The sequence below is a fragment of the Marinitoga sp. 1155 genome, from assembly GCF_001021175.1.
Taxonomy (GTDB): domain Bacteria; phylum Thermotogota; class Thermotogae; order Petrotogales; family Petrotogaceae; genus Marinitoga.
On the sequence record NZ_AZAX01000017.1, the window covers coordinates 1 to 11565 of the forward strand.

Here is an 11565-nt window from a genome sequence, read left to right on the forward strand (position 1 = left end):
AACAAGACAAATATTCGAAGAAAAAGTAAAAGAATTAATATGGCACAACGCAGCAGGACAACCAGGATTAACCAATGGACTTGCATATGATTTAGTAATGAAAAAAGCAAAAGGAGAAAAAATAATAACAGAAAAACATTTTGAAAAAACATTATATGATTATATAAGGAAATACATAGATAAAAACATGGAAAATATAATATCAAAAGCGAAAAAAGAAAAAGAATTAATGATGAAAATATTATTTGAGCCAGAAAGCGTTGAATTTGATATAAGTGATGATAGAATAAAATTCCTATATTTAAATGGGGTAATAGATGACTGTGACGGTAAATGTTGTGTAAAAGTACCGTTATATTATAAAAAATTATACAATCATTTCAAACCACAAATTAACGGAGAAAAAAATTATATGGCAACAATAAAAGATACAATAAAACCATATATAAAAGAAGATGGAAGCTTGGATTTAAACAAATTGATGAAAAGGTATATAAGATACATAAAAGAACGAGGAGCAGTAATGTTCAAAGGCAGAAACTATTACGAAGGAGTATATCAATACAATCTTGATCAATTTCTTGGATTATATGTAGAAGCTGCAGATGGAAAAGTATATCCTGAAACACATGTTGGCGGAGGAAGGATAGACTTATTAATAAATATGCGTAACAAAGAATATTTAATAGAAATAAAAGCAAACATAACAGGAAATGATTATGAAAAAAGTAAAAAACAAATAAAAGAATATATAAAAAGAAAAGGGTTAAAAGAGGGATGGTTAATAATATATTCAAATACAATAAAAGATTTTGAATATATATTAGAAGAAGAAAATGGAGTCAAATTACATATATGGTTTATCAAAACAAACTTTGAAAGTCCATCTAAGGTAAAATAAATGAAATTGATTAATTTAAACGGATATGAAAAAACGAGGCATTTTGCCTCGTTTTTAGAATTTAGATTATTTTCCCATATAACTGAAATATACTGACATTCTATAACCATCTCTAAATATTATAAATCCTATATAATCACCTTTTTTGATTTTTGATACTAATTTTTGAAATTCCTTAATGGATTGCAATTTTTCACCTTTTCCGTTAACGTACATTTCCATAATGATATCGCCTTTTTTGATATTTACATATTGTGCTTCTGATCCGTCTTTTACATCTTCAACCATTACGCCATACATATCTTTTGGAAGTTTATACTCATTAATATCTTCTGGTGTTAAATCGCGTACTTTTAATCCAAGATAATAATCATTTGTAGCTTTTGCAAATTCAGCTCTTTCGGCTAAAGTTATTTCATAGGTTATTTCTTTGCCTTTTCTATTAACAACAACATCTATTTTTTCACCAGCTGGATATGTTTTTACTATGTATACCAATTCATCAGCGCTGTTTATTTCTTTATTATCTATTTTTACAATAACATCACCCGGTTTTATTCCCGCTTTTTGTGCAGGAGAACCTTTTTCAATATCACTTACAAATGCACCTTTATTAACCTTCAGTCCAAATGTTTTAGCCAGTGTTTCTGTAACATTTTGTATATATACACCCAGATAAGCTTTTGAAACTTTTCCGGTGTTTATTAGAGCTTCTGCAAAGCGTTTTGCAAAATTAATAGGTATAGCGAATCCCAGATTTTGTCCTTCTGTTGGATTTATTATTGCTGTATTAATACCTATAACCTGAGCATGTATATTTAGTAAAGGACCACCACTGTTCCCTGGATTAATTGCAGCGTCTGTTTGGATTAAATCAGCATAATATCCTCTTCCATCAGGTTTTGGAATTTTTCTATGAATGGCACTTACAACACCTAATGTTACAGTATGTTTGAATCCCAGAGGATTACCTATTGCTATAGCCCATTCTCCTATCTGAATATTATCTGAGTCTCCGAGCTCTATAACAGGCAATACATCTTTTGTTTTAACCTGTAATACTGCTATGTCCAAATCTTTATCTCCGCCTACATAATTTGCTTTATACTTTTTTCCCTTTAGTGTTGTTATTGTAATTTCATCAGCATTTTCAACAACATGATAATTTGTCAGGATATATCCTCTTTTATCAAAAATAAACCCTGTTCCAAGAGCTTTAAATTCTCTATCCTGTGTCCATGGAGATTCACCAAAAAATCGTTTATAAAAATCCTCAAAAAAAGGATCTATTGAAGCTTTTCTATGTCCAACCGCTTCAATATTAACTACAGCCGGTGCAGCTTCATTAACAACATTTACCACTGGTGAAACATAATCTGGATTCACAAATGCAAAGGATGATACTACCAACAATAATAGCATTATTGACATAACCATTTTTTTCATCCTATCACCTCCATTGGTAATCTTCTAAAAATATTTTCGCTTACTTTTCTTAGAATTTCCTTAGAAAATAATTAAATTAATCTAACAGTATTTTGTTAATTTTATAAAGTATATTATGATTATCATCCATTGTACGACACACAGCATTCTTAAACTTTAATTCTTTTTTTATTTTTAAAGGTTCTCCTTTTAATATGAATACATTTTCTCCTAATGTTGAAACTTCAAAGGGATCATGTGTTACCATAATAACAGTATAATGTTTTTCTTTCTGTATATTTTTAAATTCCTCCATAATTTTATATTTTGTTGATATGTCCAGTGACGAAAATGGTTCATCCATTAAAATAATATCCGGATCATAGATTATAGTTCTTAATATATTTATGCGCTTTTTCATCCCTCCTGAAAGTTCATCTGGATATTTATATAATACGTTTTCATCAAGATTTAGTAATTTTAAGAATATCTTTATCTCTTCATAAGACACATTCTCTTTAATTAATTTAATATTTTCATATGTGCTTAACCATGGAACAAGCCTGTCATCCTGAAAAACATATCCAATTTTACCGTGTATAGCTATTTCACCAGCATCCTTTTCTATAATTTGAGATAGTGTGTTTAATATTGTGGTTTTCCCAATCCCGGATTCTCCAAGTAGTATATTTATTTTTTTCTTTTCAAAAACAATGTTAAAACCGGATAATATGACGTTCTCTCCAAAATTTTTGTTCAAATTTTTTATAATAACATTTTCTGTATTTTTCTTTTCTTTTTGATTAACAGGTTTATTAACGGCAGTATTTTTTGACTTTTTGACTATTTTTTTTCTTTTTCTTTTTGACAGGAGTTTGATTAACTTTTCCGAAATCAACCCAAATATAGACAACAATATTGTATATGCAAAAACTCTATCTGTATTTAAAGCTATTTTAGAGAAAGCAAGACTTACGCCAAGTCCTTTATCACCGGCAAGGAATTCACCAATTACTACAGATTTCCACATACTACCAGATATCATATTTAAAGTTGATTTCAAAAAGGGAATTAAAGAAGGAAAGTATATTTTTAAAAGTATTTTCTTTTTACTTATATTGAAAACCATAGCCATCTCGATTAACTTTTTATCTGTTGATTTAATACCTTCAGAAATATTTAATACTATTACAGGAAATATAACCATAAAAGCAACAAATACTGGTGTATAAAAACCTATTCCAAACCATAACATTGCTATTGCAATATACGAAACTACTGGTGAACTTTGAATTAGCATTAAAGATGGTCTGAATATATTGAAAAAATTTTTACTTAATCCAGAAATGAGACCGATAGGTATTCCTATTAATAATGAGATAAAAAAACCTGTTATTATTTTTAGAAAAGTATTTAATAAGTCTGAATAAAAGGTGTAATCCTTAAATAATTTCAACATTTCCATAAAAACATTATAAGGAAATGGTATTAAAAGAGGATTATTAGTTAAAATTGCGATAATTTGCCATATTATAATTATCAATATAATTCCAATTATTGTATATCTTTTCATTTTGCCTCCAATTAATCAAAGTACTCTTTTATTTTTTTTGCAACCTTTTCATTTTTTATAACCTTATTTATTTCCTCCCAGCTGGCATTTGCGATATTTTTTATAGAACCAAAATGAGAAATTAACATTTTTTTTCTTTTTGGCCCAATTCCTTGAATATCATCAAGCTTGGACTTTTCAAATCTTTTGGTTCTTAATTTTCTATTCAATGTTATAGCAAATCTATGTGTTTCATCCCTCATAAAAATCAACATTCTTAAAACGGGATGGTCAAGGGGAAGATGTAAATCTTTAATTTCTCCAGGAAACACTATTCTTTCATCTTCTTTTGCTATTCCGATAACATCAACATCATTTAATGTATATCCTATTTCATTTAAAGCTTTAACAGCAGAATTAACCTGCCCTTTTCCACCATCTATGAATAATAAATCAGGAAGTGGATGTTTGGTATATCTTCTTTTTATTATACTTTTTATTGATTCAAAATCGTTAGGTTCTTTGAACTCATTGAGTCTGTATCTTCTATAGTCTTCTTTTTTTGGTTTCCCATTTTCAAAAGTGATTAAAGAACCTACAGTATACATCCCCTGTAAATGTGATATATCAATTCCTTCGATTCTATATGGTATTTTCTTTAAAGATAAGATTTCCTTTGCCTGTTTTAAAGTGTTTCCCAAATCTATTTGCTTTTTTACTTCTTCTTCTAAATTTCTTGTTGCAATAACATATAATTCTTCGCTTTCACCTTTTAAATCTTTAATTTCATTTAATCCGTTATTTTTTAGAAAATGAAGAATTTCTCTGTCTATAGAATTATCAAAATCTTTAATCCAAATTTCCTGTGGTATAATATTTTTTCTTATTATATAATATTGATGTATAAATTCGTTTATATTACCCTCAATGGTAAAGGTTAATTTTGAGATTATATAACCCTGTCTTATAATTAGCAGAATTACAACAGGATATTCATTATCTCTAGCAAGTATATCTATATTTTTATTATGAATCATTTCAACTCCAATTGGAACAAACAATTTATCAAGCTTATAAAGCAAATCCCTTAATTGAGCAGCTCTTTCAAAATTTAATATTTTCGCATACTGTTTCATATTTTCTTCTATATATTTTCGTATGGATTTTATATTCCCTTTTAAAAATCTTTTTATCTTACCAACAGCTTTTTTATATTCTTTCTTATCAACATCAACATAACATGGTGCAAAACACTTTCCAAGATGAAATAAAAAACATGGCTTTGTTTTTTTGTTGAGTTTTCTTTCACATGTTCTGACCTTATAAACCCATTGTATTATTTCTATTATTCCGCGCACCATTCCAACGTTGGAATAAGGTCCATAAAATTCTGCATTTTCTCCTTTTTTTGTTCTAACTAATTTTATTTGTGGAAAATCTTCCTTTGTTATAGCAATATAAGGATACATACGTGTATCCTTTAACAATATATTATATTTCGGTTTATGTGTAAAGATTAAATTTGATTCGAGAATTAACGCTTCATCTTCATTTCTTACAACAATGTAATCGAGATATTCTGCATTCTGAATAATAGCTTTAACCTTTTCATTTTTTTTCTGATTCGATTCATTAAAATAAGAAGATAATCTCTTTTTAATTCTTTTCGCTTTACCTATATAAATAGGTTTTGAATTTTTATCTTTAAAAATGTATACTCCCGGTTCATCAGGAATATTTTTCAGGACATTTCTATCGAGCATGTTTTCTCCTCTTTTTATTTTCATACATGTTTTTATCAGCTTTTTCGAACATTTCATCTATTGTAATATTATCATCTTTGAATTTCATGCTTTTCCCTGCAGATACGGAAACATTATATATTTTTAAGTCTGCCTTTATTTTTTCTTCAATTCTTTTAATAATATCATCAAGAATTTTTTCATCTTTTGTGCTGACTAAAATAACGAATTCATCACCACCATATCGTATAGCAAGATCAGATTTTCTTACAGAATTATTTATTATTTCTCCAACTTTCTTTAAGACATAATCTCCTGATTTATGACCAAATTTATCGTTTACAGGTTTAAAATTGTCAAGATCCAGAACAATTATTCCAAAATCTTTACCAATATATTCTTTCAGCTTTATTACCTTAGGTATTATTTCAACATAATATCTTCTATTTAATAAACCCGTTAAAGAATCTGTGAAAATATATTTTCTTGCTCTTAGCATATCTCTAAAAGATAATAGCAATGATATTCCAAAAGTTATATTATTTATATAAAAGATGTCAATATTAAACAAATTAAAAATGCTAAAAGTATATATCGATATGTCGGTTACTGGTGAAGTGATGTATAATCCAAATCTTATTATTAAAATAGCTAAAAATCTCATTCCATTACTGGTAGCACCAGTATAATCATTTAGCAAAATATTACGTATTATGGCTAAAATTCCAAAAAGAATCAGCACAAATATTACTATATGTGTTCTTATATCTCTATAATAAACAACAGATGCAGTTCTCACATTCCGTCTTTTCAATGCTATGCCACACCCTTTCTCCAATAGGGTTTTTTGTTCCTCCTAAATATGATGCCAACTGTAAGTGCAAACATTTAATGCTTTCAAAATTTTTAACACCACCTATTCCTATATTTTCAAATCTCTTAATAATCCATATTTCTTGATCTTTTAAAAATGCATTTCTCTTTTCTTTTTCTTCGAGATGAGCATTTAAATATAATTCTTTTAAATTTTCATTGTTTTTAATTTCTTCTTCCCATTCTTTTATCTTGCCAGAAGCTTCCAGTTTTCCAACTTCTTTTGTTAAATGAGGGCAGGTTAACCAATAGAGGGTAGGAAAGGGTTTTCCATCTTTTAGTGGAAAACTCTGTATTACCTGTGGGAAACCAAATGAACATCTTTTTGGTATTGATATTATTTCATGAGGTTCTCTGTTTATTTGTTTTTCTATTATTTCTATATCCTTTTTTGTAGGAGTAGTGATATCCATCCAGAATCTTCCTCTCTTGAAATTATATTATATTCCTTTTCAAATATTCTGTTAATTATTTCTTTTTCTCTTTCTTTGTTTATTCCTGATAATATTAAATAACCATTTTCATTTAATATTTCATCTAATTTTTCATCATTGAGTAATCGTATCAATATAGGAACAACAATATTTGCTATTATTATATCGAATTTTTCTTTTTCGATTTTAGAAAGCAAATCTGATTGTTTTACACTTATATTCAACCCATTCAATTCAAATGTTTCCTTAGCTTTTTCGACTGCTAAAATATCATAATCTATGGCTAAAACTTTATCTGCTCCATGTATTTTAGAAATTATAGATAATATACCTGTGCCTGTTCCTATATCAAGAACATCTGAGCCATTGTCAACAACCTTCATTAAATTTTTAGCAGCTAACTTTGTAGTTGGATGCAATCCAGTTCCAAAAGCTGTGCCAGGTATTATCTTTATTATTTTCACGTTATCCGGCAAATCATGCTCTTTATCCGGGTCAGGTATTATCCAGATATTTTTGATAAATTCAAATGGTTTCAATGAATCACGCCATGGTTTTAACCAATCATCTTCTGTAATGTCTTTTTTCGAAAGTAATTCAAGATTATCTTTTAAAAAGTCTATAACATGAGTTTCAGGATTTTTTTTGTTAATATATACTTTTATAACATTCTGTCCTTTTGTTGGTTTGTCAATATAATAATTTTTAAAATCATTTAATGAAAAAAATGTTTCCATACTCTCTTCCATGTGCTTTGGTAATACAAAAATATACTCTAAAAATTCCATTATTATCACCTCAATAATAAGTATAACATTTTCTTTTAAATTTTTGTAAAACTATGCATGAAGAATAAAATAATTTATTATAATTTAGCACGACAAAAAAACCAGCCATCTGGCTGGTTTTTGTTAAGCTGTCTTTCTGGCTTTTGCCCTTATTACACAATCATCTATACTTACTTCCCCACGTATAACACCTTCAGCAAATAATTTGCAATTAGCATAACCACATGCGCCACAATTCATATTTGGAAGATCATTTAAAACTTCTTTTGGAGTATTATATATTATTTCAGTATTTTCTATTTCCTCTAATATATCCTCTCTCTTAACCAATTTTTCCATAACATATCCCATAATTAATATTGCGGGAATTGTTAAAGCATATCGTGTTAAAGCAAATGATAATCCTAAAAAACTCGACTCAACCATAAACATAACGACTTTTACAACAGCCCATGAACTTATGATAATCACAAGATTTGCAATACTTGCACCTTTTAAAAATAAAGCCTGTGCTACTGGAAATGCTGCATATATTGGACCTGCAGATATGGCTCCTGTAAAAATGGATAAAAATTTACCCTTAATTCCGGATTCTTTCCCAAAATGCTTCATTATAACTTCTGATGGAACCCAGACTGTTATTAAAGAAGAAATAATAAGTATTGGTGGCATAACCTCAATCATTTCTATTAAAAAGCCCTTTGTCATTTCAAGACCTTTAAAAAAGATTTCAGGTTTTACAAAAAATGCTATAGTATAAAGAATTATACTGATAAATATTAATTTATTATTTTTTATTAAACTTATTATTTTTTTCATAATATCACCGCCATTCCTGAAGCTATTAATATTGCAGCTACAAAACTAATCCATAATCTATGCAAAGTAAATTTTTTACCAAAATATTTGATTTCAATTGGTATTGTTGCAAATCCAACCATTGTTAATGTTGTAATAAATGCTGAAATTGCCGTTAAATTCGCTCCACTTTGATAAAGTGATTTAGATAAAGGAAACGCTATAAATGCTGGAATTATTGTAAGAGCACCTATAACTGCACCATAAACAGTACTTAAAAATTCGTTTGAATTACCAAGTAATTGTTTTATTAATTCTGGTGGTAATATAGCTAATACTAAACCAACAAGAGCCATAACACCTATAATTTCAACAAAAGTTTTGACAAGCAAATTTTTTGATAAAATTAAACTTTCTTTTGTTTTTTCCTTGCTTTTAAAAATTGACCAGATTAAAAATATCGCTGCGATTAAAATTAGAACTACTGTATTCATAAATCAACCTCCCGCTGTTTTATTTTTTTGTTATCTGTATTATAATAAAATAAAAAAAATAAAACCGTGATTTTATTCACGGTTTTATTTCAAATATTCTTTTTGAATTAGTTTACTTCCTCAATATACTTCGCTTCTTTACCAACAAAAATAACTATGAATTTTTTCATCGTTTCATTTTTTGTATTTAATTCATATGATTTCTTGTATTTTTCTATTTGTTCTTTTGCCTGTTTTATTTTTCTTTTTAATTTTTCTTCTGTGTATTCTTTTTGTTTTATATATTTTACTTCTATTATCGCTTCATATGGTACTTCTTCGTATCTTTTGAACATTGCTATGTCTATATACCAATTTTCTACTGGATATTCCATTTTTACCATTGCATATGGCGTTAATACTAAATAACTATACATTATTGCTTTTATGTATTTTTCATCTAATCCCATGAATATTCTGTTGTCCATTTTGCTTAGTAGGTTTTCTATTTCTTTGGCAAATGGCTCTATTTTTCCATCTTCTAATATCGTTATTATTGCATTTTCTATTTCGTCTGTGTCTATATATTCCGTTAACCTTTCTTCTATGTATTCTGTGAAGTATTCTGAGAATATTTTTTTCATTGAATAATTTGGTATTTTTAAATATGTCCTTAATCCTTCTTTTTCAAATGTCATAAACCCAAGATAGAATAATAATGATTTTATATCTTTTATTTCTATCCTTTTTCCTGGATTGAACATTGTTGTTAGTTCTGGTAATGTTGTTCTTTCTGTTAATAGTATTTCATTTAGTAATTTACCTATTATTTTTTTCGGACTTTCTTTTGCTTCTTGTTTTTCTTTTTCTGTTAGTTCCTTTTTGTTGTCTTTGTCTATTTTTACTCCAAGTAATTCTCCTAAGCTAAATAGATTCTGTACTTTTTTGTAATCACTCATTATGTTGTCATCTATTATTTTTTCTGGTGGTTTTTTTGTTCTTCCATATTGTATTATGAAATAAAATACCATATCTGGATTATATACTTTTGCTTTTACTTCTTTATTGAATCTATATCCATTATAATTTTCTTGCATTTCTTTTAATAATTTTTCTGAATATATGTCATAATATTCCAATAATTCTTTTACTTCTTCTTCTTTGAATCCAAGCATTTCATTGAATTCTGGTGCTAATGTTATATTCATTGTTATATTAAAACCACTGGTTAATGAGTCTAACATTATTGGACTTACTCCTGTCATGAACAGTCTTTCTATTATTGTTTGTGTTCCTTTTTTTATTTCTTCATAGAATTTCCTTACAAATCCATGTTTTGTTACGCTATCTTTGAATAAATCAAGGTTAAAACTCAATAATTCATTTGCAAAGTGGTCGTATTCGTCTATTAATAAGTATATTGGTTTGTCAAGTCGTTTTTTTGATGCTGCTAAAAATTCTCTTAATATATCTGCTGGTTCTGTATATTCTTCTTTTATTATAATATTTTTATCGTATTGTTCATTAAATGTCGTTAGAGAAGTAATTAAAACACTTTTAAAACTTCTTATTAACACATCTCTATCTTCTGTTTGAACTCCTGAAAAATTCATGTATAATATATAATAACTGTTTTTTAGTGAAGTTGGATTTTTTCCTATATATAAGTCTTTAAATAACGCTTCAAACTTATCTGCATAATTGACATCATAATACTTTGCAAGTGTATCTAAGAACAATGTTTTTCCAAATTTCCTCGGCCTTAAAAATACAATATTTTTTTCATTTAATGATTCTAATTTTTCTATATATTCTGTTCTATCTATGTAATAGTAGTTTTGCATTATTACTCTTTCAAAATTTTGTTCTCCATATGGTATTTTTTTTCTCATGGCTCACCTCCGTATAACATACCTTCGGTAAAGATTAGGATAAAATCATTTTATTTTAAAAAATAAATTCTCAAAATTAAAACATTTCAATATTTTCAAAAAAATATTCACTCCTCCTTCTACCCAGTTATTGTTTTATCTTCGACGGATTTTCAAATTTAGTTTTTATAAACCATATATGTAATTTTATCCCATTTTCTTCTTCTAAATTATATTCAAAATCTTTTATTGTATTTGAATATATTATTAGCCATCCTTCTTTTAGCCCTTTACTTTTTATATATTCTTTTATTTGTCTTTTGGCTATTTCGTATTCATATTTTATTATATTTGCTTTTATTTCTATTAAATATTCTTTGTTATGTATGTTTATTAATAAGTCTATCCTTCCTCCGCCAACATGTGTTTCTGGATATACTTTTCCATCTGCCGCTTCTACATATAATCCAAGAAATTGATCAAGATTGTATTGATATACTCCTTCATAATAGTTCCTGCCTTTGAACATTACTGCTCCTCGTTCTTTTATGTATCTTATATACCTTTTCATTAATTTGTTTAAATCCAAGCTCCCATCTTCTTTTATATATGGTTTTATTGTATCTTTTATTGTTGCCATATAATTTTTTTCTCCATTGATTTGTGGTTTGAATCTTGCATATAATGCTTTGTAATACAACGGCACTT

Annotated in this window: 9 protein-coding genes and 2 pseudogenes; 1 reads left to right on the forward strand and 10 read right to left on the reverse strand. The window is 27.5% G+C overall.

What is annotated here, in order from left to right; all coding sequences use genetic code 11:
* Nucleotides 1-901: pseudogene (locus X274_RS06520) on the forward strand (PD-(D/E)XK nuclease domain-containing protein); the annotation flags it as partial.
* A 66-nt stretch (nucleotides 902-967) separates the two neighbouring features.
* Here X274_RS06520 and X274_RS06525 read toward each other — a convergent pair.
* The 10 genes and pseudogenes from X274_RS06525 to X274_RS06570 form a co-directional block, all read right to left on the reverse strand.
* On the reverse strand, nucleotides 968-2347 hold the full coding sequence (locus tag X274_RS06525; protein WP_047266021.1) for a Do family serine endopeptidase: 1380 nt from the start codon (nucleotides 2345-2347) through the stop codon (nucleotides 968-970).
* 76 nt (nucleotides 2348-2423) lie between these two features.
* The gene (locus X274_RS11575; protein WP_052913216.1) at nucleotides 2424-3899 is read right to left on the reverse strand and encodes an ATP-binding cassette domain-containing protein; all 1476 of its coding nucleotides are present in this window, start codon (nucleotides 3897-3899) and stop codon (nucleotides 2424-2426) included.
* A gap of 11 nt (nucleotides 3900-3910) precedes the next feature.
* Entirely contained in the window at nucleotides 3911-5665 is a 1755-nt protein-coding gene (gene uvrC / locus X274_RS06535; RefSeq protein ID WP_231580389.1) for an excinuclease ABC subunit UvrC, read from the reverse strand.
* On the reverse strand, nucleotides 5631-6434 hold the full coding sequence (locus X274_RS11580; protein WP_156166155.1) for a GGDEF domain-containing protein: 804 nt from the start codon (nucleotides 6432-6434) through the stop codon (nucleotides 5631-5633). The genes uvrC and X274_RS11580 overlap by 35 nt, the downstream gene beginning before the upstream one ends.
* Nucleotides 6391-6906 (reverse strand): DUF501 domain-containing protein, encoded by a 516-nt coding sequence (locus X274_RS06545; RefSeq protein ID WP_047266023.1) that lies wholly within the window; start codon nucleotides 6904-6906, stop codon nucleotides 6391-6393. The genes X274_RS11580 and X274_RS06545 overlap by 44 nt, the downstream gene beginning before the upstream one ends.
* On the reverse strand, nucleotides 6873-7715 hold the full coding sequence (locus X274_RS06550) for a 50S ribosomal protein L11 methyltransferase (RefSeq protein WP_047266024.1): 843 nt from the start codon (nucleotides 7713-7715) through the stop codon (nucleotides 6873-6875). Before X274_RS06550 ends, X274_RS06545 begins: the two co-directional genes overlap by 34 nt.
* A gap of 123 nt (nucleotides 7716-7838) precedes the next feature.
* Nucleotides 7839-8534, reverse strand: a complete 696-nt coding sequence (locus tag X274_RS06555) for a permease (RefSeq protein WP_047266025.1) — start codon at nucleotides 8532-8534, stop codon at nucleotides 7839-7841.
* On the reverse strand, nucleotides 8531-9007 hold the full coding sequence (locus tag X274_RS06560) for a permease (protein ID WP_047266026.1): 477 nt from the start codon (nucleotides 9005-9007) through the stop codon (nucleotides 8531-8533). Before X274_RS06560 ends, X274_RS06555 begins: the two co-directional genes overlap by 4 nt.
* Nucleotides 9008-9114: 107 nt before the next feature.
* On the reverse strand, nucleotides 9115-10878 hold the full coding sequence (locus tag X274_RS06565; RefSeq protein ID WP_047266027.1) for an AAA family ATPase: 1764 nt from the start codon (nucleotides 10876-10878) through the stop codon (nucleotides 9115-9117).
* Between the two features lie 127 nt (nucleotides 10879-11005).
* Nucleotides 11006-11565: pseudogene (locus tag X274_RS06570) on the reverse strand (AAA-like domain-containing protein); the annotation flags it as partial.